Consider the following 21,513-nt stretch of genomic DNA (forward strand, 5'->3'; position numbering starts at 1 on the left):
CGTGCCGGAATGTGTTGCGAGAGGCGGAACGCCCCGGAATGCCTAAGCCATAATCTGATTGCATCGCAATTTCACACGATCGTGCTTAATCCGCGCTCTCGTGGAGCTTGTGGCATGACCTCAAGTTATCCTTTCGACTTAGAATTTATGCCATTGAGCGCGACCTGGAATTGCATCAAATCTTGAAGGCATACGCCGACGGGGCGTTCTGTGTGATTCGTACGATGGCGGCGGCTTATGCTTCATCAATTGCACGACCTGTCCGATAGCGCTTCGCACGCGACCATCGCGTCGCTGATTGCTGCGCGCGAAGCGGGGCACATGCTGCCCGCCGGGCTCTACACCCGGCCCGACGCGTTCGAGGCCGATCTCGACATCATCTTTCACCGCCACTGGATCTGCGTCGGTCTCGAGGCCGACGTGCCCGAGGCGGGCGACGTCTATGCCGTCGATATCGGCCGCTCCTCGATCGTCATCGTCCGCGATGAAGACGAGACGGTCCGCGCCTTCCACAATGTGTGCAGCCACCGCGGCGCGCGCCTCGTGCCGGCGGGTCGGGCGATCGTCGGCAAGCTCGTCTGTCCCTATCACCAATGGGCTTACGAGCTGACCGGCGAGCTCTTCAACGCGCCCCATATGGGCCAGGAGTTCAATCGCGGCCTGCACCATCTGAAGCCGGTGGCGATCCGGTCGATCGGCGGCATCCTCTATGCCTGCCTGTCCGATGATCCGCCGGAGGACATCGAAGAGCTCGACCGTGTGGTGACGCCGCGCCTCGCCGATTACGATCTCGTCAACACCCGCATCGCCTATGAGAGCGATATCGTCGAGAGCGGCAACTGGAAGCTCGTGATCGAGAACAATCGCGAGTGCTATCACTGCGAGGCGAACCATCCGGAGCTCTGCGTCTCCTTCCACGCCAGCGATTTCGGCTTCGACCCCGAGGAGCTCTCCCCCTCCGAGCGGGACGAGGCGGCCGCCCTCGCTGACCTTTATCGGGATCAGACCGAGGCGTGGGAGGCCGCCGGGCTCGCCTCCGCCGCCGTCGAGCATACTGTCGGCGTCGCGACCAACTTCCGCACCCAGCGGCTGATCATCGCCGGTTCCGGCGAGAGCCAGACGCCGGATTCGCTCGCCGCCTGCGCCCTGCCGCTCGGCACCGCGAAAAAGGGCACCGGCGACACCCATTTGTGGGGCATCAACTCCTGGTCCCACATGATGGCCGACCATGCCGTCGTCATGACGCTGATGCCGCTTTCGGCGGATCGGACGCTCGTTCGCACCAAGTGGCTCGTCCACAAGGACGCGGTCGAGGGCGTCGATTACGACCTCGAGAATCTCACCTCGGTCTGGCTCGCGACCAACAAGCAGGACGCCGACCTCGTGCGGATCGCGCAGGAAGGCGTCCAGTCGGCCGGCTTCCGCCCCGGCCCCTATTCGCGGTTCACCGAAAAGCAGCTCGACGATTTCGCCACCTGGTATGTCGAGCGGATGAGCGCTCATGGGTACGGGCGCTGACAAGGGGATGAGCCCCTTCGCCTCTCCCGTCCGCCGCGGCCAATGGCGTCCGGATCGGTGGGGCACCATGGTGTGCCGCGCCGTATGGGACGAGACGCACGATGTGCGCTCGTTCCTTCTCGCCCCCGCCGATGGGGCCCGGATCAACCATGAGCCCGGCCAGTACATCACCGTCCGCACGGCGGGCGAAAGCGGGACCGAGCGCAGCTATACGATCACCTCATCGGCCGCCTCCGACCGGGCCGTGGCTATCACCGTTAAGAAGAAGCCGGGCGGCGTCCTGTCCGGCCATCTTCACGACACGCTGAAGCCGGGCGACACGATCGAGGCGTTCGGGCCGGCGGGCCGGTTCGGTCCGGTCGCGGCGCCGGCGGAGCGCTATCTCCTGCTGTCGGCCGGCAGCGGCGTCACGCCCATGCTGGCGACCGTGCGGACCGCGGCCGATCTCGGCATCGATCTCGATGCGGTCTTCCTCCATGCCGCCCGCACCGAAGAGGATTTGATCGGCCTTGCCGAATTGACGGCGCTCGCGCGGCGACTGCCGCGGCTGCGGATCGTCATGGTGCCGAGCCGGCCGGTCAACGGATGGGCGGGCGCCAAGGGCCGGCTCGACGCTGCCGCACTCGCCGGCCACGTGCCCGATTGCGCGAGCCGCACCGTGCTGTGCTGCGGGCCGGAGAGCTTCATGGCGACGATGCGCGAGGCGCTCGCCGAGCTCGGCCTGCCGCCGACGGCCTATTTCGAGGAATCCTTCGATTTCGGCGCGATCGGCAACGACCTCGTGGCCGATGACACCCTCCCGGCGCGGCGCATCACGTTCGCCCGCTCCGGCAAGAGCTTCGATTGTCCGCAAGGCACCACCATCCTCGCCGCGGCGAAGGCGGCGGGCATCGCGATGCCCTCGTCCTGCGCCAAGGGGGAATGCGGCACCTGTAAAAGCTTCAAGGTCTCCGGCACCGTCACGATGGGGGCCACCACGGCCTTGCGCCAGCGTGAGATCGACCGCGGCTTCATCCTTCCCTGTTCGAGCCGTCCGGAAACGGACGTCGTACTCGACCGCTAACCCCGTGAGGGCCCGCCCGTGCACAACAAGGCTCCGCTCCGCGACGTGATCGACCGTCCCGCAGGCTCGGCACGCACGATCCTCTCCGGCCGGCAGGATCCCCTGCTGCAGCCCTACACGTTCAAGCATCTGACGCTGAAGAACCGGCTGATCTCCACCGCGCACGAGCCCGCTTATACCGAAGGCGGCCTGCCGAAGGATCGCTATCGGCTCTATCACGTCGAGAAGGCGAAGGGCGGGATCGGCCTCACGATGATCGGCGGCTCCACCGTCGTCGCGCCCGACAGCCCGCAATCCTTCGGCAATATCGAGTTGTTCCGCGACGAGGCGGTCGACTGGCTCGCCCGTCTTGCCGACAGCTGCCACGAGTATGGCACGGCGGTGATGATCCAGATCACCCATCTCGGCCGGCGCACCTACTGGTCGCGCTCCGAATGGCTGCCGACGCTCGCCCCGTCCTCGATCCGCGAGGCGGCCCACCGCTGCTATCCGAAGGCCATGGAGGACTGGGACATCGACCGCGTGGTCGAGGCCTATGCCGACGGCGCGGAGAAGGTGAAGGCGGCCGGCCTCGACGGCATCGAGATCAACGCCTACGGCCACCTCCTCGATCAATTCCTCTCGCCCGTCACCAATCACCGTGACGATGAATATGGCGGCTCGCTCGACAACCGGATGCGCTTCGCCTGGCGGGTGTTCGACGCCGTTCGCGAGCGGGTGGGGCCGGAGATGATCGTCGGCATCCGTCTCGTATGCGACGAGGATCTCAAGAACGGCATCACCAAGGCGGAAGGGCTCGAGATCGCCCGCCGCTTTGCGACCTCCGGCAAGATCGACTTCGTCAACGTGATCCGCGGCCATCTCGACACCGAGGAAGGCCTCTCGCGCGTCATTCCGGGGATGGGCGCGCGCTCCGCCCCGCACCTCGATTTCGCCGGCGAGGTGCGCGCCGAGACGAAAATCACCACGATGCACGCCGCCCGCATCCAGGACGTCGCGACGGCGCGGCACGCGATCGAGGCGGGCAAGCTCGATCTCGTCGGCATGACGCGGGCGCACATCGCCGATCCGCACATCGTCGCGAAGATCATGGCGGGCACGGAGGAGACGATTCGGCCCTGTGTCGGCATGGGCTATTGCATCGACAGCATCTATAACGGCGAGGCGGCCTGCGTGCACAACGCGGCGACCGGCCGTGAGGCGACGATGCCGCACGTCACGCCGCCGACCGACGGACCGATCAAGCGAGTCGTGGTCGTCGGCGCGGGGCCGGCGGGGCTCGAGGCCGCGCGGGTCGCGGCGGAGCGCGGGCATCAGGTGGTCGTCTTCGAGGCGCAGGACGCGCCGGGCGGGCAGATCCGCCTCACCGCATCGCTGAAGCGGCGGCGCGAGATCCTCGGCATCATCGATTGGCGGATCGAGACGTGCGAGCGACTCGGCGTCGATATCCGTCTCAACACCTATGCCGAGGCCGAGGACATCCTCGCCGAAGATCCCGATATCGTGGTGATCGCCACCGGCGGAATGCCGGATCCGACCTTCCTGGAGGCGGGCGCCGACCTCGCAGTGTCCTCCTGGGATATCCTCTCGGGCGGGGTGAAGCCGGCCAAGGAGGTCATCCTCTACGATGATAACGGCGCCCATCCGGGGCTGACGACGGCCGAATATCTCGCCAAGGCCGGCGCCATGGTGGAGATCATCACGCCCGAGCGGGTACTCGCGCCGGAGGTCGGCGGCACGTCCTATCCGCCTTATTTCGCGGTCTTCTCCGAGCACGACGTCAAGACCACGCTCAACCTCAAGCTCGTCGCGCTGCACCGGACCGGCAATCGCATCGCCGCCCATTTCGACGACGAATATGGTAAGCGCACCATCGTGCGCGAGGCCGATCAGGTGGTGATCGAGAACGGCACGCAGCCGATGGACGACCTCTATTTCGAGCTGCGCGAGGGGTCGGTCAATCGCGGCGAGATCGACCATGCGGCGCTGCTCGCGGGCCGTCCGCAGGAGGTGGTGCGCAATCCCGCGGGGCGCTATCGCCTCTGGCGTGTCGGCGACGCGATCGCGAGCCGCAACATCCACGCTGCGATCTACGACGCGCTACGCCTCATGAAGGACGTCTGAGCCGGCGGCGCCCGGTCAGCGGGCCGGCCAGTTCCAGGCCGGCGGCTCGGCGCCCGGCACCGTGGTCTCGCCGAGCGGCTTTTCGAGTGCGTGGACGAGGGCGCCGGCCTCTCGGAGCGCCGCCACCAGCGGCGCGGCGTGGGTGACGACGATGATCTGACTGTCCGCCGACGCCGCCGCGATGAGGCCGGCGAGCGGGGCGACGAGGTCGGGATGGAGGCTCGTTTCCGGCTCGTTGAGGACGAGAAGCGGCGGCGGGCGCGGCGTCATCAACGCCGCGACGAGGAGGAGATAGCGCAGCGTCCCCTCCGACAGCTCCGCCACTCCGAGCGGGCGCAACAGCCCCTCCTGCCGCATCAGAAGATGAAACAATCCGTCCGATTCGCGCACGCCGACATGGCTGCCCGGAAAGGCCGCGTCGATCGCCGCATCGAGGCCGGCGACGTCGCCGATCTCGCGAATCGTCTGGATCGCGGCGGCAAGGTCCGCCCCGTCCCCGGCGAGGGCGACGGTGCGGGTGCCGATCTGCGGCTGGCGGGCGGGGGCGGCGCGGTCGGTGCGCAAATGGTCGTAGAAGCGCCAGGCGCGCATCCGCTCGCGCAGCGTGAGGAGTTCCGGCGTCGCGGTCCGGTCCGCGGCGTGGAGCATCATCGTCTCGAACGGGGGAAGGTCGTTGATGATCGTGGTGCGCTTGCCGCGATCGCCGAGAACGGACACGCCCGGCCCCTTGCGCAGCGCGAGGACGTTGGAGCGCCGCATTTCCGGCCCGGCCCAGACCGCTTCGACCTTCACCTCGGGATCGCGGTTGAACGCCGAATCACCCCGCACCGGCAGGCCGAGATCGATCGCATAGCCGAAATCGTCGGACGCGAAGCCGAGCTTGAGGGCGACGCGGTTCTGGCGAACGGTGCCCTGAACCGCGGCCTCGCGCGCCTTCATCGCCCTCGAAAACGCTTCGGGGCCGGCCCACAAAGTCGACGACAGCCCGCCCTCCGCCGCGAGCGAGGCGACGGCGCGGCCCTGCGACACGTCGGCGAGGAGACGAAGGGCGCGATAGAGGCTCGACTTCCCCGCTCCGTTCGCCCCGGTCACAACGGTGAGCCGGTCGAGCGGGAGGACGAGATCGCGCAAAGAGCGGTAGCCGGACACGGCGAGAGTGAGAAGCACCGGACGTCTCGTGGCGTGGACGAGGAGGCGTGAACGCAAGGAGCCTATTGAACCCCATGCGGCCCGCCAAGGGGGCGGCCCGTCGCGCCCGGAGCGGCGAGGCTCGGTGCACGGTGCGATCAGCGGGGAGAGGCGGCGGCAGGCGTTCGGGACCGTGAGGACCGGTGGCGTCTTGCGCGCCGGCAGCCTTGGAGCGCCGATTTGGGCGAGTCGGTCTGGGGAGACGGACGCTTGCGCACCGGCGGGCTGTGCGCTCGAGACCAGCGCTTCAGCCTTCGATGCTGGTGGCCCGAGTGTCGGAGGCTTGGGGGCAGTGGACGGGCGGAGCGCCCGTCCGATCGGATCTCACGCGGCAGGCGCCGCATTGTCTGATCTCATGCGGCAGGTGCCGCATTGTCGGATTTTATGCGGCAGGTGCCGCATAATGCGCGCTTCGCACCCCGCGTTCGCAGGGCGCCTTGCGCGGTGTCGCGATCAGCGCGGGGCGCGCTTGGCGAGGATCCGTTGCAGCGTGCGCCGGTGCATATTGAGACGGCGGGCCGTTTCGGAGACGTTGCGGTCGCACATCTCGTAGACGCGCTGGATGTGCTCCCAGCGGACGCGGTCGGCCGACATCGGGTTTTCCGGCGGATCGGGCCGCTCGGCGCCGTCACGGGTCAGGGCGGCGAACACGTCGTCCGCGTCGGCGGGCTTGGCGAGATAGTCGACCGCGCCGAGCTTCACGGCGGTGACGGCGGTCGCGATGTTGCCATAGCCCGTCAGGATCACGGCGCGCGCGTCCGGCTTGCGACGGCGCAGCCGCTCCACGATCTCGAGGCCGTTGCCGTCGCCGAGGCGCATATCGACCACGGCATAATCAGGAGGATTCCGATCTGCGAGCAGATTGGCGTCATGGGCGCTCTCGGCGACGTCTGTCACGAAGCCGCGCTTTTCCATGGCGCGTGCCAAACGCTGGCCGAACGCCGCGTCGTCATCGACGATCAAAAGCCGTCCACCATTGACGGTCTTAGTCGGTGTCGGTTGAACCAGCGCATCCATCATAGGATCTCCTACTCGAACTCCATTTTACTCAGCTAAGTTAGTCCGTCCGGGGGGTAAACGGGCACACATTGCCGAAATTTAATCTTCAGCGTCGCCTTTCCCACACAGAACGTCGCGTGACCAACTCACGATGGCCGTGGCGCCCGGCCCTTTTCGGAAGGCGATCGACGCCCCCGTTCGCTCCAGCAGCGTCTTCGCGATGAAGATGCCGAGACCCAGGCCGCCGCCCCGCGCTGCCGCCGCCCGGCGGCTGATGAACGGATCGCCCAGCCGGTCCAGAACGTCGTCCGGGAAGCCGGGGCCGTCATCGGAAATCGTCAACGTGAGACGTTGCGTGTCCCACTCCGCCCGGACCGTAACACGAGTTGCAGCGAAATCGACCGCATTTTCGATCAAATTGCCGAGCCCATAGTGAATCGCCGGGTTGCGCCAGACGATCGGCTGGTCTTCGTCGGCCCCCACCATGGTAATTTTGATGTCGACTTCGGTGTCGCGATGCGGCGCGACGACTTCTTCGAGAAGTTGGTGGACGGTAAGCCGGGTGAGCGGGCTCCCCCCGTCTTCGCCGAGCGTTTTCAATTTGCTGAGGATTTCGCGGCATCGTTCCGACTGGGAGCGAAGGAGTCGGATATCGTCGGCGATGGGCGAGTTCGGATCCATCTCCCGCTCGAGCTCGCGGGTGACGACGGAGATCGTGGCGAGCGGCGTGCCGAGTTCGTGCGCCGCCGCCGCGGCAAGGCCGTCGAGCGCCTGAAGATTTTGCTCGCGGGTGAGGATGATTTCGGTCGCGCTGAGGGCGTCGGCGAGCTGTCGCCGCTCCTCCGCGACGCGGAAGGCGTAAGTGCCCATGAAGGTGAGGCTGCACACCAGTGCGAGCCACACGCCGCCGACGAAAAGGAAGGGAGGCGTAAAGCTTTCGCCTTCATACCACGGCAAGGGCAGGTGAAAGATGGCAAGCAGCGTTGCCGACAGCAGCACCAACGCACCGAGCGTGATCGTTCGGCCCGCCGACAATGTCGTCGCCGACACCATCACCGGCGCGATAATTAATAGCGCGAACGGGTTGGTGAGGCCGCCGGTCAGCCAGAGCTGGGCGGCGAGCTGGAGCACGTCGAACCCCATCACCCACGCCGTCCACTCCTCGGTCATCCGCCGATTGCCGGCGAATCGCAGCCGCAGGAAGACGTTGGACCAGGCGGACAGCGCGACCAGGCCGAGGCAGGCACTGGTCGCCATTGTAAATTCCAGCCCAACGGAAACGAACAGAATCGCCGCCAGTTGCCCCAGAATCGCTAGCCAGCGTAGAAGGAGGAGGGTTCGTACGCGAACCACTCGCTCATCGAACGCCGGAACGGCTGCATCACTCATGCGGTTGTACGAGTCCCTTCGTTCGAGACATCACAGAAGCTTGCCATCGGCCTTAACCAGCGCGATATGCTGCACTGCAGCAGAGGCTCGAGTCCGCCTTTGGCGCCGCGTCCAACCCGTACGAGGCTTTCATGTACTACCAGTTCTACGAATGGAATCACGCGATCCTCAGCCCGGCCCGTGTGATCAACGACGCGATTCGCCTCTACTACAAGAATCCTCTTAACCCGTTCGCACATACCGAGATGGGCCGGCAAATCGCCGCTGCCGGCGACGTGTTCGAGAGGCTGACGCGCCGCTATCGCAAACCCGAGTTCGGATTGGACACCACCGAGGTCGACGGCCGCACGGTCGACGTCACCGAAGAGGTGGTCTGGGAGCGCCCATTCTGCCGGGTTCTCCACTTCAAGCGGGACCTGCCGCCCGGCACGCCGAAGCAGTCCAATGTTCTCCTCGTCGCCCCGATGTCGGGCCATTATGCGACGCTGTTGCGCGGCACGGTGCAGGCGCTTTTGCCTCACCATGAGGTCTACATCACCGATTGGGTCGACGCCCGGATGGTGCCGATCGCCTACGGCAACTTCGATCTCGACGACTATATCGACTACGTCATCGACTTCACCCAGTTCATGAAGGGCGACATTCACATCGTCGCCGTGTGCCAGCCTGCGGTGCCGGTGTTCGCGGCGACGGCGCTGATGGAGGCGGGCGGCTCCCCGGTGCAGCCGAAATCCATCACGCTGATGGGCGGCCCGATCGACACCCGCGAAAACCCGACCGAGGTGAACACCTACGCCGCCAAGCATGACCTCGACTGGTTTCGCCGCAACGTGGTGATGTCGGTGCCGATGCCCTATCCGGGCATGATGCGCCAGGTCTATCCGGGCTTCCTGCAGCTCACCGGGTTCATGACCATGAACCTCGACCGGCACGTCTCGGCCCATTACGATTATTTCGACCATCTCGTGAAAGGCGACGGCGACAGCGCCGAGAAACATCGCGACTTTTACGATGAATATCTGTCGGTGATGGATCTCACCGCCGAGTTCTATCTGCAGACCGTCGACACCGTGTTCCTGCGGCATCTGTTGCCGAAGGGCGAGATGATGCACCGCGACTGGCATGTCGATCCGAGCCGGATCCGGCAGACGCCGATCTTCACGATCGAAGGCGAGAAGGACGACATTTCCGGCCTCGGCCAGACGAAAGCGGCGCACCGGCTGACGCCGAATCTGCCGGCCGAGAAGCATGCGCATTATATGCAGGAAGGCGTCGGCCATTATGGCGTCTTCAACGGTTCGCGCTTCCGCCAGGAGATCGCGCCGCGCATTACCGATTTCATCAACCGCTGGGACGATCCGAGCGGCGTGACGGCGACCGCGCAGGATACGTTCAGCGCCGCGGGCGAAGCCGCCGCGACTGCCGCCAAGGCGATGGAGAGCGCGGCGGCGAGCGTGTCGTCGGTCACGAACATCCTTCCCGTGGAGGCTGAGGCCAAGGCGGACGGCGCGGCGCCTGACGAACGCAAGACCATCGGCATGATCGAAGAGGCGCTCGCCCCCGAGACGGAGGCCGACAGGCCCGCCGACGACAAGCCCCGCGCGGAGCGGAAGGCGATCGCCGAGGCGCCCGAGGACGACGACGTCGAAAACCCGCTTCCCAAAGCGAGCCCCGTCCGCAAGCCCCGCTCCCCGCGCCGGCGCGTCGTCAAGTCCACCCCGCCGAGCACGACGCGGCATTGACGCCGGTGCGGCTCGCCGCCGGGCGGGCCGCTGGTCGCGCCGTTCGCCGTCGGCGGGCGGCGGTTGGATCGAAAGGCGGGTTGGTCTATGGAGGCCCCCGTTTGCGGGAGGCAGGCTCCCGCCCGAAAGCGCTTGTACCCGAAGACATCCTTTCTTAGTGGGTGGCGGGTATTGTTACCTATCCTTGTAATCCCCGCCCGCTCCGCCATCGCGGGCGTTTCAAAGGGATCGTCGAATTCTTGCGACAGGCACTGAAGGGGGGACGGCGCGATGACCGACCCCGGTGACGCTATGCGTGCGAAGCGGCGCGGGTCCGTCACCTTGAAGGACGTGGCGCGCGAGGCCGGTGTCGGCATCATGACCGTCTCGCGGGCGATCAACTCACCCGACGCCGTGTCCGAAAAGCTGCGTACGCGCGTCGAAAGCGCGGTCGTCGCGCTCGGTTATGTTCCGAACCGCTGGGCCGGGACGCTCGCGTCCGCCCGCTCGCGGCTCGTGACGGTGATCGTCCCCTCGCTGTCGAGCCGCGTGTTCGGCGAGATCGTAAGCGCGGCGGACGCGGTGCTGACCCCGCACGGCTATCAGATCATGGTCTCGAACACCGCATTTTCGCTGGACGACGAGGAAACCGTCTGCCGCAAGGTGCTCGGCTGGCGGCCCGAAGGCATCATCATCTCGGGGATCGACCACAATCCGGCGACGCGCGAGATGCTCATGCAGTCGGGCATTCCGGTCGTCGAGGCGTTGGAGCTCGGATCGGATCCGATCGACATCAATATCGGCATCTCCCACGCCGATGCGGGGGCGACGGCGGCGGAGCATCTGTTGTCGCGCGGTCGCCGGCGCATCGCCTTCATCGGCGCGGAGATGGATCTCGACTTTCGCGCCCAGCGGCGGCGGGCCGGCTTTTGCGAGGCGCTCGCCCGTCATGGTGTGACGCCGGCGTTGGAAATCCACCATTCGGGGCGTGTCGGCTTCGCGACCGGGGCGCGGGCGATGGAGGAGCTGCTCGCGTCAGGGGAGGCGGTCGACGCCGTGTTCTGCGTCAATGACGAGCTCGCCGTCGGCGCGGTCGGCGCCGCCATCCGCAATGGCCGGGCGGTGCCCGACGATCTCGCGATCATCGGCTTCAGTGACCTCGATGTCAGCGCGGAGATCGTCCCATCGCTGACGACGATCCGGCTGCCGCGGGTCGAGATGGGGCGGCTCGCGGCCGAGGCGGTCCTCGCCGGGCGGCGCGAGACGGGCGAAAAGCGGATCGATGTGGGCTACGAGCTCGTGGTGCGCGAGTCGTCTTAGACGCGTCCCGGCGGCGCCAGCGAAACGCCGCTCACGCCGCTGCGCGCTAATCCGAATACTGCAAATCAGGCCGGCTCGGCCGTCCACGCCGCGGGCGGGCCATGCCGGATCCGCCTTCGCCGACAAGGATTTACGGGCGAGCCGGGGTGCGAAGGCAATCATTCGGCCTCACGCTAGGTCCATGAAAATAAAGGAAAAATGCAATCCTCGCCAAAATGGTAGCGTTCCCAAATGAAGCGTGATAGGCGTCGCCGCACTGCTTCATGCCGAGCGATATCGACTGACATTTCGGTGCGAAGCGTCGACGGAGGAAGCGTACAATGAGACTCTCAACCTATCTCGCGGCCGGCGCCTTGGCTCTCGGCATGATGCAGCAGGCGGGCGCGGCCGAACTGCGCTTCGCCCATACGAATTCGCCGCAGAGCTACGGCCACATGGCGGCCGAGAAGTTCGCCGAGATCGTTGCGGAGAAGACGAACGGCGATCTGACCATCGGCCTTTATCCGGCCGGTCAGCTCGGCGGCGGCGGTGATCTTTTGAAGGGCGCCCGGCTCGGCACGATCGACATCACGATGAACGGCAATCCCTGGTACACGGGATTCAATGCCGTCCAGAACGTGCTCGACCTGCCCTTCATCTTCGACGATCACGCCCACGTCTATCGCGCGCTCGACGGCGAGGTCGGCGAGAAGATCGGCGAGAGCCTCGAAGCGCATGGCTTGAAGCTGCTTGCCTTCTGGGAAATCGGCTTCCGCAACGTCATCAATTCCAAGCGTCCGGTGAAGGAGCCCGCCGATCTCGCCGGCCTCAAGATCCGCACGACGGGCAACAAGGCCCACATCTCCGCCTTCGAGCTTCTCGGCGCGAACCCGCAGCCGCTTCCCTTCGGCGAGGTCTATCTCGCCCTCCAGACCAACGTGATCGACGGCACCGAGCATCCGGTGAACGAGATCTACGAGATGAAATTCCAAGAGGTCACGGACAATCTCTCCCTCACCAATCACGCTTATACGGCGATGGTGGTGACGATGAACCTCAACCGCTGGAAGTCGCTGAGCGAAGACGAGCAGACCGTCGTCATGGAGGCCGCCAAGGAGGCGACCGACTATCAGCGCGCCCTTCTCGCCGAGGAGAATGTAAAGCGCCTCCAGCTCCTGAAGGACGCCGGTATGGCCGTCGTCGAAGACCCGGACCGCGAGGCGTTCCGCGCCATCGTCTACGACAAGGTGAAGGCCGACTACGAGGCGGAGTTCGGCGACGAGCTGACGACCGCGATCGAAGCGGCACGCTGATCGAAGGGCCGGCCCGGCGCACGCCCGGCCGGCTTCAGGAGCGCCCGGCCGGCCGGCATTCCGGCGCGGCTCGGCGCGCTCGACAAGGGAGAAGCCGTTGAGCGACGTGTCCGTGCGACCCACTCCAGCCCCGCGCCCCTTATGGCGACGGGGACCGGCCATGGTGATCGATCTGATCCTCGGCCTTCTCCTCCTCGCCATCGTCGCGATCACGCTGGGGGCGACGGGCAACCGCTATCTTCTCGGGGGCGCGCTGCCCTGGGCGGAAGATCTCAACATGCTTCTCTGGGTCTGGATGATCCAGATCGCGGCACTCCGCGCCGTGCACATCCGCGTCGATTTCGTCGTGAAATTGTTTCCTCCCCGACTGCGGGCGGCGTGGTCGGTCGTGCTTGCACTGATCAGCCTCGCCGTCCTCTTTTTCGTGACGCGGTCGGCGATCGGGATGGTCACGTTCACCGCGAGCGACTTTTACATTTCGCTCCCCGGCCTGTCTGAAAAGTGGGTCTATGTGCCGGTCGTCATCGTCGGCCCGCTCTGGGCGCTGCGCATCGTGATCGACACGATCGACGGGCTCAAGGAAGAAGGGCTCGCCGCGTGAACGTCGCTCTGTTGCTGGGTGGGATGCTGCTTCTCACCTTTCTCGGCCTGCCGCTCGTCTTCGCCATGCTCGCGGCCTCGATGGCGACGATCGCCGTCTATCGCGGCTTCTGGCCGGACGAAATTCTCTCCCAATATTTCGTCTCCGGCGTTCAGAATTTCCCGCTCCTCGCGCTCGCTTTCTTCTTCCTCGTCGGCGAGTGGATGAACTCCGGCGGCATCACCAAGCGCATCGTCGACTTCGCCGATGCGCTTGTCGGCCATATTCGCGGCGGCCTCGCGCAGGCGAACATCGTGTCCTCGATGATGTTCTCCGGCATTTCCGGCTCCGCTCTCGCCGACACGGCAGCGCTCGGCTCGGTGCTCATTCCGTCGATGAAGCGGTCCGGCTATGGCGCGGCCTTCTCGGCGGCGGTGACGCAGACCTCGGCGGTGATCGGGCCGATCATTCCGCCCTCGATCCCGATGATCATCTTCGCCTTCCTCGCCGAGGTGTCGGTCGGGCGGATGTTCATCGCCGGCATCGTGCCGGGTCTCGTCATCGGCATCGGGCTGATGGCGGTCGCCTATATCATCTCGCGCCGGCGCGGCTACCCGGTGAACGACCGGCCGACCGTCGGCACGATCGCGCGGGCCTTCCGCCGCGCGGCGATCGCGATGCTGGCGCCGGTCATCATCATCGGCGGCGTTCTCGGCGGGGTCTTCACGGCGACGGAAGCGGGCGCGGTCGCCGCGCTCTATGCGTTCATCGTCGGTCGTTTCGTGCTCGGCGAGCTCTCCTGGCGCGAAACCTGGCTCGGCGTCGTCCGGGCCGCGGTCGCCACGGGGCAGGTGCTCATCATCCTCGGTGCGGCCTCGCTGTTCGCCTTCCTGATCGCCGACTTTCGGGTGAGTGAGACGCTGGCCAAATTGATCTTCGCGGTCTCCGACAACCCGCTCGTCTTCCTGCTGCTCCTCAACATCGCGCTTCTCGTCGTCGGGCTCTTTCTCGACAACATCCCCGCGATGGTGATCATGGTGCCGATCTTCTTCCCGATCGCGATGGAGATGGGGATCGACCCGATCCATTTCGGCATCATCTTCGTGATGAACACGCTGATCGGGCTGTGCACCCCGCCGATCGGCATCCTCATCTACATGTCCGCCAACATTGCCGGCGTCGGCCCGGAAAAGGTGATCCGGGAAAGCCTTCCCTTCATCGCCGTCCTCGTCGGCGCCGTCCTTCTCGTCACCTACGTCCCGGCGATCGCACTGACCCTGCCGGATCTCGTTTTCTCCGGAAGAGGTTTGAACCCATGACGCGCCGCCTGATCGATCTGTCGACGCCGATCCGCACGGACCATTTTCGCTGGCCGGTCTCGCGCAAGGAGCTGAAGAGCCACGGGGCGGACTCCTATCTCCAAGCGACATGGATCGGCTGGCCGATCCATGGCTTCACCCACATGGACGCCCCCCGCCATTTCGACGCGAACGGCAAGACGACGAGCCAGTTGCCCCTCGACGTCGCCTGGGGACCGGCGGTGGTGGTCGACCTGTCGGCGATCGGGCCGGACGAGCCGGTGACGCCGGCGATGCTGGAGGCCGCCAATGCCGATATCCGGCCCGGCGACATCATCCTCCTGAAGACCGCCTGGGACACCAAGGCGTCGATCGACGAGGCGACCTTCTGGTCGACCGCGCCCTACATGACGACCGAGGCTTGCCGCTGGCTCTACGCCCGCTCGCCGAAGGGCGTCGCCTACGATTTCCCGCAGGACCATTGCATCCGCGACATGGTGAGCGGCGAGCGTGAACCGGCCTTCGAGGAAAATGTCACGCACATCGAGCTCCTCCTGAAGGGCGTCACGATGTTCGAATATCTCTGCAATCTTTCCGAAATCCGGCGCGAGCGGGTCGAGTTCTTCGGCCTGCCTTTGAAGGTGCCGGACAGCGACGGCGCGCCGATCCGCGCCGTGGCCGTCGAGGACGAGTGATGGACGTCAACTTCCTGCTCACGCAAAGTGGCGCCGAGGCGCAGCTCATCGGACGCAAGGGCGCCGACATCCCGACGCGCGCGGCGCTGATCGGCGTCGGCCAGTTCGGCCGCACGCTGCTGATGCAGTCCCGCCGGATTCCGCTCCTCGATCTGCGCGTGCTCTGCGACATCGATCTCGATCGCACGGAAGCGGTGTGCGTCTCGGCCGGCTTCGATGCCGCGGACGTGGCCCGTGTGACGTCCGTCGCCGAGGGGGAGCGCGCGCTGGACGCGGGCAAGATCGTCATCACCGACGATGCGGAAATCGCGATCAAGCTGCCGATCGACGTGCTCGTCGAGGCGACCGGCAACGGGGCGGTCGGCGCCGCGAACGTCGCGCTGGCGATCGAGGAGGGGCGGCACATCGCCCTCGTCAACAAGGAGACCGACAGCGTGGTCGGTCCGCTGCTCGCGCACCAAGCGCGCGCCGCCGGGCTCGTGCTCAGCCAGGTGGACGGCGACCAGCCGAGCCTCCTTCTCGGTCTCATCTCCCGCGCCCGCGCGCTCGGTTTCGAGATCGCCTGCGCCGGCAAAGCGAGTGAGCATGATTTCGTCTGGAACCCAGAGACCGGCATGGTCCGAGGCGAGGGCGGGCTCGACATCTCCGCCCCCGCGCCGGCCGAGATCTGGGACGGCGGCGGCCGGCCCTTTCCCGAATTGATCGCTTGGCGTTCGTCGGTGCTCGCGGCGATCCCACAGCGGACGCCGCCGGATTATTGCGAGATGTGCCTCGTCTCCAATGCGAGCGGCCTGACGCCCGACCGGCCGCAAATGCACGCCGCCGTCGCCCGCATGACCGAGCTGCCGGACATCTTCCGCGGCGGCGAGCATGGCGGCGTCTTCGCCAAAGACGGCCATCTCGACATCTTCAACTGCCTGCGCCGCGAGGACGAGATCAGCGCGGCGGGCGGGGTGTTCGCCATTCTCACCGCGCCGGACCTCGAAACGGGCGAATTGTTCCGGGCAAAGGGCATCCCGGTGAGCCGCGATGCGCGCCACGTCCTCGTCTACAATCCGACCCACCTTCTCGGGGCCGAGGCGCCGTTGTCGATCCTCGTGCCGCACCGGCTCGGCCTGTCGACGGGGGCCCAGCGGGTGGCGCCGGTCTCCGACCTCACGATGCGCGCGACGCGCGACATGAAGGCGGGCGAACGGCTCACCCAGTCCGGTTCGCACCACAAGGTCGACGGGATCGCGCCGGAATTGTCGCCCAACATGGTCCTCACCGAGGATGCGGCGGTCCCTTATTTCATGGCCGTCGACCTGACGCTCGCGCGCGACGTGAAGGCGGGCGACGCGGTGACGGTCGGCGATGTCGTGAAGCCGGAGGCCTCCTCGCTCTGGGCGATGCGGGCCGAGCAGGACGCGATGAAGGACGCGCTCAGCCTCTAGGCCCGACCGCCGGCAGGTCGGAACGGCCGCCGCGCATCTCGCCTTTTTGGGGGGCGGCCGGACCTATCGGCCCTCGAAAAGGTCGGCGAGGCGCGCGCCCGCCGTCCAATGCACGGCGTTCCAGCCGGCAGCACGCGCCGCGTCGACATTGGCCAAGGTATCGTCGACGAGGAGCGTATCCCCCGGCGCGGAGCCGCTTCGCCGGAGCGCCGCGTCGAAGAAGGCGCGATCGGGCTTCCGCGCCGCGATCTCGGCCGAATAGACGATCCCGTCGACATGGTCGCCGAGCGCGAGCCGGTCCATCAGATGGCGCGCCCGCAAATGCTCCTGATTGGTGGCGAGATAGACCGTCACACCGCGCGCCCTCAGGGCATCGCAATCGGCGAGGACCGCTGCGTCGAGGGCGGCGTCCTTGGTGAACCAATAGTCGATGAAGGTGTGGGCCGAGAGCGAGGGGGCGAGTTCGGCGAGACACGCGGCGAGCGTGTCGACGAGCGGCTTGCGGCCGGTGACGATGTCGTTCCAATGCGGGACGAAGAAGGCCCCGTGCAGCCGATCCGGTGCGATGCCGAGATCGCGCTCGATATCGGTTGCCCAGGACCGGCCGTCCTCCTCGCGTCCGTTGACGACGACCCCGTCGACATCGAGCATCAGGCACTGCGTCATGGTGCGGATCCGTCCCTCGCGGATGGCGAATGATCCCCCTCAATCCGCGCAATCGCGCCGATGTGCAATCCCGTGCGGGATGAGCCTCCGCATGGCCTTCCTTTGTCTGCGCGTCTGGTTAATCTGCGCCCGCGGAGCGTTGCACTCATCCTATCGGCGCGGCCTCCACCCATACGACCAACGCGGAGGAGCCCGATGAGAATCCTGTTGACCCACACGCGGCACATGCTCGCGAACTATTATGGCGCAGGGCCGCTCGCCGCCCTGCGCGCGCTCGCCGACGTCCGCATCAACGACAGCGACGCCGTGCTCGAAGGCGCCGCGCTCGCCGAGGCCGCGAAGGGCTGCGACATCGTTCTTTCGGACCGGCAGACGCCCGGCCCTACGCCGTTCTTCGCCGCGGCACCCGACGTCGTCGCCTTCATGCGGTGCGCCGTCGACGTGCGCAATATCGACGTCGACGAAGCGAGCCGGCACGGTGTTCTCGTCACCCAGGCGACGCCGGGCTTCACCGCCTCCGTGGTCGAGCTCGGGGTGGGCTTCATGGTCGACCTCGCCCGCGGGATGACGGATTATGCATCGGACTATCGCAGCGGGGGCGAGCCCGACGGGCAGATGGGGCGCCAGCTCGCCGGCGCGACGGTCGGCGTGATCGGCTATGGAACGCTCGGCAAGCGCTTTTCCGAGGTCGCCCGGGCGATCGGGATGCGCGTCCTGGTGAGCGACCCCCACAAGACGATCACCGACGAGGGGATCACCCAGGTCGACCTGCCGACGCTGCTGTCGGAGGCCGATTTCGTCGTCTGCCTCGCGATCGCCACCGAAGAGACGGAGAATCTGATCGACGCGGCGGCGTTCGCGCGGATGCGGCCGACGAGCTATTTCATCAACCTGTCCCGCGGCAATCTCGTCGACGAAGCGGCGCTCACGGCGGTGCTCGACGCGAAGGGGATCGCCGGCGCCGCGATCGATGTCGGCCGCGCGCCGGACCAGAAGCCGAGCCTCGATCTCGCACGGCGGTCGGACGTGATCGCCGCGCCGCATGTCGGCGGCCTCACCCCCGAGGCGATCTCCCATCAGGCCTACGACACGGTGGCCCAGGTGAAGGCGCTCACCGAGGGGCATATGCCCAAAGGCGCGGTGAACCCGGACGCCGCCGAGCGTCTCGCGCGGATCGGCGTCGCCCGCTGATCCACGGCATCGAGGGGCTCCGCGGGGCCCCTCAGCCTTTGTTCGGGCCGGGGGAGAGGCCGAGGCGCTGGAAGCCCTCCATCGCGACCGGCCGGCGCGAGGAGATGCGGCGGGAATTGACGCCGGACCAGCGGATCTCACCCGAAAGGCGGCCATATTCGATCTTCGGGCAGCGGTTCTGGATGACGGTGAGGCCCGCCTGTTCCGCGACGGCGGCCGCTTCGTCGTTGCGCACGCCGAGCTGGAGCCACAGCACCTTCGGCAGCGGTTCGAGGGCGAGCACCTCCTCGACCACCTGCGGCACCGCCTCCGACGCGCGGAAGACGTCGACCATGTCGATCGGCTCCGGCACGTCGGCGAGGCGGCCATAGCAAAGCTGGCCGCCGATCGTCTTGCCGGCCTGGCCCGGATTGATCGGGAAGACCGTGAAGCCCTTCTGGACGAGATAGAGAAGCACGAAATTCGACGGCCGGACCGGGTTCGCCGAGGCGCCGACCATCGCGATCGTCTTCACCCCGTGGAGGATGCTCTCGATGAGGGCGTCGTCATACTGGTCGTGGTTCATGCGAAAGCTTCCGGGGTCGGGAATGGGGACGGGTCGGTGATCAGCGGTCCCGCCATTCGGGCGGACGCTTCTCGGCGAAGGCGGCGAGGCCCTCGCGGCCGTCGTCCATGAGGAGATTGTCGACCATCGCCGCGCTCGCGCATCGGTAGGCCTCGTGGACGGGAAGGCCGGCCTGCGCCTTCACCGCGCGCTTGCCGAGGGCGAGCACGGCGGCGGACTTCTCGGCGATATGGGCAGCGAAGGCCATCGTCTCCGCCTCGAGGAGGGCGGTCGGAACGATACGGTTCACGAGCCCGATCCGCAGCGCGTGCTCGGCGCCGATGAGGTCGCCGGTCATCAACAGCTCGGCCGCGTGCTTGGCGGCGACGGTGCGGGTGAGGGGCACGGCCGGGGTGGAGCAGTAGAGGCCGAAGGTGACGCCGGTGGTGCCGAAGCGGGCGGCCTCGGAGGCGACGGCGAGATCGCAGGCGGCGACGAGCTGGCATCCGGCGGCGACCGCGGTGGCGTGCACCTCGGCGATCACCGGCTGGGGGACGCGCTCGATCTTCTCCATCATCGCCGAGCATTCCTCGAACAGGGCGGCGAAGAAGGCGCGCCCACCGTCGGCGTCGGCATGATGGGAGGCCATCGCCTTCATGTCGTGTCCGGCGCAGAAAGCCGGGCCGGTGGCGGCGATGACGATGACGCCGGCATCCGGCGCGTCGAGCGCGGCGGAGAGGGCGGCCATCATCTCGTGCGTCAGAAGATTGCGCTGCGGGCCGCGATTGAGCACGATCCGCCGCACGCGTCCGACATCCTCGATGAGAACGGCGTCAGTGGGTGCTTGCGAGGGGGGCGATCCATCCATAGGGCTTAGAAAACGCCCGCCACAACGTGCAGTCAATCCATGACCCTCGACGAGATCCGCGCCTATCTGACCGCCGAGTTTCCGCAAGTCTTCGCCCGGCCGGGCATCGCGATCGACCGCGCCGAAGACGGATTCGCCGCGCTCCATTTCCTGCCGGGTGAGGATCATCTGCGTCCCGGCCGCATCGTCTCCGGGCCGACTTTGATGATGCTCGCCGACGCCGCCGCCTACGCTGCGCTCCTCTCGATGCCGATCGACGCCAAGATGGCGGTGACGACGAACCTCAACGTGTCCTTCCTGCGGGCGAGCCCCGAGGGGCAGACGATCGTGCAGGAGGCGCGAGTGATGAAGCCCGGCAAGCGGCTCTCCGTCATCGTCTGCGAGGCGTTCGGGGCGGATCGGACCGCGCTCGCCCACGCCACGATGACTTACGCGATGCCGACGGTTTCTCCGGTCGCGTAAGAAGATCGGCGTGTGGTAATATCATACCCTTGATGTAAGATATTGATTTTATTGGTATAATAAAAGTCGCTTGACGTTTCCGCGGGAAGGCCTCATATGCGCGCCACGCTGCGGCTCACGCAGCACGACATCTTTTTCATGGAACACGCCATGCACACCATTTCCGCAAAGCCTGCGGAGGTCGAAAAGCGCTGGGTCGTGGTCGACGCCACGGATCTCGTTGTGGGTCGCCTCGCAGCGCAGATTGCCCTGCGCTTGCGCGGCAAGCATCTGCCGATCTTCACGCCGCACGTCGACTGCGGCGACAATGTCATTGTCATCAATGCCGACAAGGTGGCCTTCACGGGCCGCAAGTACGAGCAGCAGATGTACTATAAGCACACCGGCCATCCCGGCGGCATCAAGGAGCGCACGGCGAAGCAGATCCTCGAAGGTCGCTTCCCCGAGCGCGTCCTCGAATCGGCCGTGAAGCGGATGATGCCGCGTGGCCCGCTCGGCCGCCAGCAGATGAAGAATCTGCGCATCTATTCGGGCCCCAATCATCCCCACGAAGCCCAGCAGCCGGAGGTTCTCGACCTCGGCGGGCAGAACACGAAGAATGTGAGGGCGAAGTGAGCGATACCGTTCAGTCGCTGGAAGATCTCGGTGCCGCCATCGGCCAGGGCGAGGGTGACGCGGTCGAAACCGCGCCCGTCCACGTCCAGAAGCTCGACTCGTTCGGCCGCGCCTACGCGACCGGCAAGCGCAAGGATGCGGTCGCCCGCGTCTGGGTGAAGCCGGGTACCGGCCGCATCACCGTGAACAAGAAGCCGTACGAGGAATATTTCGCGCGGCCCGTGCTCCAGATGGTGATCCGTCAGCCGATGCTCGTCGCCTCGCGCGAGGGTCAGTTCGACGTGATCTGCACCGTCTCCGGTGGTGGCCTCTCCGGTCAGGCCGGCGCGGTCCGTCACGGCATCTCCAAGGCGCTCACCCACTATGAGCCCGAGCTGCGCAGCATCCTGAAGCGCGTCGGCTTCCTCACGCGCGACAGCCGCGTCGTGGAGCGTAAGAAATACGGTCGCCGGAAGGCCCGTCGTTCGTTCCAGTTCTCCAAGCGCTAAGCGCTCGGCTCCCATCTCGTATGGTACGAAGCCCGGCGCATTGCGCCGGGCTTTTTTTG

20 protein-coding genes are annotated in these 21,513 nt (G+C 66.6%); 14 read left to right on the forward strand and 6 right to left on the reverse strand.

Annotated elements, in window-relative coordinates; genetic code table 11:
- Window positions 1-237: 237 nt before the first annotated feature.
- The 3 genes from L1787_RS02810 to L1787_RS02820 all read left to right on the forward strand — a co-directional run bounded on the left by L1787_RS02810 (window position 238) and on the right by L1787_RS02820 (window position 4,705).
- Window positions 238-1,518 (forward strand): aromatic ring-hydroxylating oxygenase subunit alpha, encoded by a 1,281-nt coding sequence (locus L1787_RS02810; RefSeq protein ID WP_235706948.1) that lies wholly within the window; start codon window positions 238-240, stop codon window positions 1,516-1,518.
- Window positions 1,502-2,581, forward strand: a complete 1,080-nt coding sequence (locus L1787_RS02815; RefSeq protein ID WP_235706949.1) for an FAD-binding oxidoreductase — start codon at window positions 1,502-1,504, stop codon at window positions 2,579-2,581. The genes L1787_RS02810 and L1787_RS02815 overlap by 17 nt, the downstream gene beginning before the upstream one ends.
- Window positions 2,582-2,659: 78 nt before the next feature.
- Window positions 2,660-4,705, forward strand: coding sequence for an oxidoreductase (locus L1787_RS02820; RefSeq protein ID WP_235707166.1), 2,046 nt, complete (start codon window positions 2,660-2,662; stop codon window positions 4,703-4,705).
- 15 nt (window positions 4,706-4,720) lie between these two features.
- Here the strand turns inward: L1787_RS02820 and L1787_RS02825 are convergent, their stop codons facing one another.
- From L1787_RS02825 to L1787_RS02835, 3 genes are all read right to left on the reverse strand, one after another.
- Complete coding sequence (locus L1787_RS02825; RefSeq protein WP_235706950.1) at window positions 4,721-5,872, reverse strand: AAA family ATPase; 1,152 nt, start codon at window positions 5,870-5,872, stop codon at window positions 4,721-4,723.
- Window positions 5,873-6,346: 474 nt separating this feature from the next.
- Window positions 6,347-6,910, reverse strand: coding sequence for an ActR/PrrA/RegA family redox response regulator transcription factor (locus L1787_RS02830; protein WP_235707167.1), 564 nt, complete (start codon window positions 6,908-6,910; stop codon window positions 6,347-6,349).
- An 81-nt stretch (window positions 6,911-6,991) separates the two neighbouring features.
- Entirely contained in the window at window positions 6,992-8,281 is a 1,290-nt protein-coding gene (locus L1787_RS02835) for an ActS/PrrB/RegB family redox-sensitive histidine kinase (RefSeq protein WP_235706951.1), read from the reverse strand.
- A 131-nt stretch (window positions 8,282-8,412) separates the two neighbouring features.
- Between L1787_RS02835 and L1787_RS02840 the strand changes: the two genes are divergently transcribed.
- The 7 genes from L1787_RS02840 to L1787_RS02870 all read left to right on the forward strand — a co-directional run bounded on the left by L1787_RS02840 (window position 8,413) and on the right by L1787_RS02870 (window position 16,620).
- Complete coding sequence (locus L1787_RS02840) at window positions 8,413-10,023, forward strand: polyhydroxyalkanoate depolymerase (protein ID WP_235706952.1); 1,611 nt, start codon at window positions 8,413-8,415, stop codon at window positions 10,021-10,023.
- A 270-nt stretch (window positions 10,024-10,293) separates the two neighbouring features.
- On the forward strand, window positions 10,294-11,322 hold the full coding sequence (locus L1787_RS02845; protein ID WP_235706953.1) for a LacI family DNA-binding transcriptional regulator: 1,029 nt from the start codon (window positions 10,294-10,296) through the stop codon (window positions 11,320-11,322).
- A gap of 320 nt (window positions 11,323-11,642) precedes the next feature.
- Complete coding sequence (locus L1787_RS02850; RefSeq protein ID WP_235706954.1) at window positions 11,643-12,614, forward strand: TRAP transporter substrate-binding protein; 972 nt, start codon at window positions 11,643-11,645, stop codon at window positions 12,612-12,614.
- A gap of 160 nt (window positions 12,615-12,774) precedes the next feature.
- Window positions 12,775-13,215 carry a TRAP transporter small permease gene (locus tag L1787_RS02855; RefSeq protein WP_235706955.1) on the forward strand — a complete coding sequence of 147 codons (441 nt, stop codon included), beginning with the start codon at window positions 12,775-12,777 and terminating at the stop codon, window positions 13,213-13,215.
- Window positions 13,212-14,513 (forward strand): TRAP transporter large permease, encoded by a 1,302-nt coding sequence (locus tag L1787_RS02860; RefSeq protein WP_235706956.1) that lies wholly within the window; start codon window positions 13,212-13,214, stop codon window positions 14,511-14,513. Before L1787_RS02855 ends, L1787_RS02860 begins: the two co-directional genes overlap by 4 nt.
- A complete protein-coding gene (locus tag L1787_RS02865) occupies window positions 14,510-15,187 on the forward strand; it encodes a cyclase family protein (protein WP_235706957.1) in 678 nt (225 codons plus the stop codon). Before L1787_RS02860 ends, L1787_RS02865 begins: the two co-directional genes overlap by 4 nt.
- Complete coding sequence (locus L1787_RS02870) at window positions 15,187-16,620, forward strand: flagellar biosynthesis protein FlgA (protein ID WP_235706958.1); 1,434 nt, start codon at window positions 15,187-15,189, stop codon at window positions 16,618-16,620. Before L1787_RS02865 ends, L1787_RS02870 begins: the two co-directional genes overlap by 1 nt.
- Window positions 16,621-16,683: 63 nt before the next feature.
- On the opposite strand, the gene L1787_RS02875 is transcribed toward L1787_RS02870, so the two are convergent.
- Window positions 16,684-17,286, reverse strand: a complete 603-nt coding sequence (locus L1787_RS02875) for an HAD-IA family hydrolase (protein WP_235706959.1) — start codon at window positions 17,284-17,286, stop codon at window positions 16,684-16,686.
- Between the two features lie 195 nt (window positions 17,287-17,481).
- Here L1787_RS02875 and L1787_RS02880 point away from each other — a divergent pair, with 195 nt between their 5' ends.
- The gene (locus tag L1787_RS02880) at window positions 17,482-18,477 is read left to right on the forward strand and encodes an NAD(P)-dependent oxidoreductase (protein WP_235706960.1); all 996 of its coding nucleotides are present in this window, start codon (window positions 17,482-17,484) and stop codon (window positions 18,475-18,477) included.
- Window positions 18,478-18,508: 31 nt separating this feature from the next.
- On the opposite strand, the gene L1787_RS02885 is transcribed toward L1787_RS02880, so the two are convergent.
- The gene (locus L1787_RS02885) at window positions 18,509-19,042 is read right to left on the reverse strand and encodes a CoA-binding protein (RefSeq protein WP_235706961.1); all 534 of its coding nucleotides are present in this window, start codon (window positions 19,040-19,042) and stop codon (window positions 18,509-18,511) included.
- Window positions 19,043-19,082: 40 nt separating this feature from the next.
- Window positions 19,083-19,826, reverse strand: a complete 744-nt coding sequence (locus L1787_RS02890; RefSeq protein ID WP_369415050.1) for an enoyl-CoA hydratase-related protein — start codon at window positions 19,824-19,826, stop codon at window positions 19,083-19,085.
- Between the two features lie 102 nt (window positions 19,827-19,928).
- Here L1787_RS02890 and L1787_RS02895 point away from each other — a divergent pair, with 102 nt between their 5' ends.
- From L1787_RS02895 to rpsI, 3 genes are all read left to right on the forward strand, one after another.
- A complete protein-coding gene (locus L1787_RS02895) occupies window positions 19,929-20,351 on the forward strand; it encodes a PaaI family thioesterase (RefSeq protein WP_235706963.1) in 423 nt (140 codons plus the stop codon).
- A gap of 150 nt (window positions 20,352-20,501) precedes the next feature.
- Window positions 20,502-20,966: a 50S ribosomal protein L13 gene (gene rplM, locus L1787_RS02900; protein ID WP_235706964.1), complete on the forward strand. Its 465-nt coding sequence runs from the start codon at window positions 20,502-20,504 to the stop codon at window positions 20,964-20,966.
- Entirely contained in the window at window positions 20,963-21,454 is a 492-nt protein-coding gene (gene rpsI, locus L1787_RS02905; RefSeq protein ID WP_439648256.1) for a 30S ribosomal protein S9, read from the forward strand. Before rplM ends, rpsI begins: the two co-directional genes overlap by 4 nt.
- Window positions 21,455-21,513 lie beyond the last annotated feature (59 nt).

Origin of the sequence: Acuticoccus kalidii, assembly GCF_021556395.1 — a bacterium.
Taxonomy (GTDB): domain Bacteria; phylum Pseudomonadota; class Alphaproteobacteria; order Rhizobiales; family Amorphaceae; genus Acuticoccus; species Acuticoccus kalidii.

Coding starts and splice junctions, on each gene's coding strand:
- L1787_RS02810 (WP_235706948.1), top strand. CDS start 238: ATGCTTCATCAATTGCACGACCTGTCCGATAGCGCTTCGCACGCGACC.
- L1787_RS02815 (WP_235706949.1), top strand. CDS start 1,502: ATGGGTACGGGCGCTGACAAGGGGATGAGCCCCTTCGCCTCTCCCGTC.
- L1787_RS02830 (WP_235707167.1), bottom strand. CDS start 6,910: ATGGATGCGCTGGTTCAACCGACACCGACTAAGACCGTCAATGGTGGA.
- L1787_RS02835 (WP_235706951.1), bottom strand. CDS start 8,281: ATGAGTGATGCAGCCGTTCCGGCGTTCGATGAGCGAGTGGTTCGCGTA.
- L1787_RS02840 (WP_235706952.1), top strand. CDS start 8,413: ATGTACTACCAGTTCTACGAATGGAATCACGCGATCCTCAGCCCGGCC.
- L1787_RS02845 (WP_235706953.1), top strand. CDS start 10,294: ATGACCGACCCCGGTGACGCTATGCGTGCGAAGCGGCGCGGGTCCGTC.
- L1787_RS02850 (WP_235706954.1), top strand. CDS start 11,643: ATGAGACTCTCAACCTATCTCGCGGCCGGCGCCTTGGCTCTCGGCATG.
- L1787_RS02855 (WP_235706955.1), top strand. CDS start 12,775: ATGGTGATCGATCTGATCCTCGGCCTTCTCCTCCTCGCCATCGTCGCG.
- L1787_RS02865 (WP_235706957.1), top strand. CDS start 14,510: ATGACGCGCCGCCTGATCGATCTGTCGACGCCGATCCGCACGGACCAT.
- L1787_RS02870 (WP_235706958.1), top strand. CDS start 15,187: ATGGACGTCAACTTCCTGCTCACGCAAAGTGGCGCCGAGGCGCAGCTC.
- L1787_RS02875 (WP_235706959.1), bottom strand. CDS start 17,286: ATGACGCAGTGCCTGATGCTCGATGTCGACGGGGTCGTCGTCAACGGA.
- L1787_RS02880 (WP_235706960.1), top strand. CDS start 17,482: ATGAGAATCCTGTTGACCCACACGCGGCACATGCTCGCGAACTATTAT.
- L1787_RS02885 (WP_235706961.1), bottom strand. CDS start 19,042: ATGAACCACGACCAGTATGACGACGCCCTCATCGAGAGCATCCTCCAC.
- L1787_RS02895 (WP_235706963.1), top strand. CDS start 19,929: ATGACCCTCGACGAGATCCGCGCCTATCTGACCGCCGAGTTTCCGCAA.
- rplM (WP_235706964.1), top strand. CDS start 20,502: ATGCACACCATTTCCGCAAAGCCTGCGGAGGTCGAAAAGCGCTGGGTC.